We start from the raw sequence: 1,130 nt of genomic DNA on the forward strand, positions 1-1,130 counted from the left end.
TTTAGTCCTCCGACAAAAGTTGAATAGTTTTTACAAGTTGTGGATATTGGGTATCATTTAAGAGGCAATATTGCAAAAACAGGAAACCATACCTAAAAAAAGAGAACTCTCTACGCCCGTTAGGACAAATGCGAATAGGCTTTCGTTCATTGAGCCAAAGTCCTGTTTTGTAAGCCCACACAAAAGCAAAAGCTAATAAGAAAAGCAGTTTTTCTATCTTTGGAGCCTGACAAAGGGCAGTATGCTCTATATGAAAACCTTGTGTTTTCAGTGCCTTGAAGAGCGTTTCAATGCCCCATCGCTGCTTGTAGATTGCAAAGGCGTCTAAATCCTTGCTGGTAGTTCCCAAAATCAACCATTCACCTCTCAAATGGGTAGCCCATACGTGCAAGTTTGTTTCACATAGCTGAAAGCAACCTTTGTAGCTATACTGACCCATTTTTACATTTCTGCAATACACCTTGATTGGTTTCTGTTTGCCCTGATAATGAACTTGTAAGTTTTCCCTCAATCGTATCAGGCAAGGAATTCTCGCTTCTTGTTCCAAATAAGAAAACCAATGCTTGCCAATAAACTCTCTATCCCCTATCAAACAAGTGATACATAAGTCGGGAAAATACCTGAAAAACGAACGCATAAAATCTATTCGTTCCTGCTGACTACTCAAGCCTTTTTTGTTATACACTCGCCAAAATAGCGGAACGCTCATCCCTTCTACACTTACCGATAACATCAAAATATTCACCCAAGTCTTACCAAACTGCCATTCGGTGCGGTCTAACAAAAGAACCAAACCCTGATGGCGTAAATGCAACATCGCTAACATAAAATTCCCAAAAAGGCTGATACTAAACTCAAAACCATTCAAAAAGCGTTCTATGCGTCTTAAAGAAGATGTCCTTTGGGCACTACTATCAAATGCCCCCGCTATTTCCAACAAACTTTTTACACCTATTTTCAGCACCGCTTGCACAAAAAGTACTACAAATTTCTGTCTTGCTAAATGCCAATCTGATAAATATTTTTGCAAAACAGCTAACATTTCATTACCTTTGCGTAAAGCTTTCCCTTGTGTGTGAGCCATATAAACTTTGTTTTTTCTCTCAACAATTATATGGCTCTTTTTTTAC

Annotated in this window: 1 protein-coding gene; it reads right to left on the minus strand. The window is 38.7% G+C overall.

Annotated features, from left to right (window positions below; genetic code table 11):
* Position 1: 1 nt before the first annotated feature.
* Entirely contained in the window at positions 2–1,084 is a 1,083-nt protein-coding gene (locus tag Rain11_RS13735) for an IS4 family transposase (RefSeq protein WP_101359939.1), read from the minus strand.
* Positions 1,085–1,130: the final 46 nt, after the last annotated feature.

The organism is Raineya orbicola (assembly GCF_002843425.1).
Classification (GTDB): domain Bacteria; phylum Bacteroidota; class Bacteroidia; order Cytophagales; family Thermonemataceae; genus Raineya; species Raineya orbicola.

Coding starts and splice junctions, on each gene's coding strand:
- Rain11_RS13735 (WP_101359939.1), bottom strand. CDS start 1,084: ATGGCTCACACACAAGGGAAAGCTTTACGCAAAGGTAATGAAATGTTA.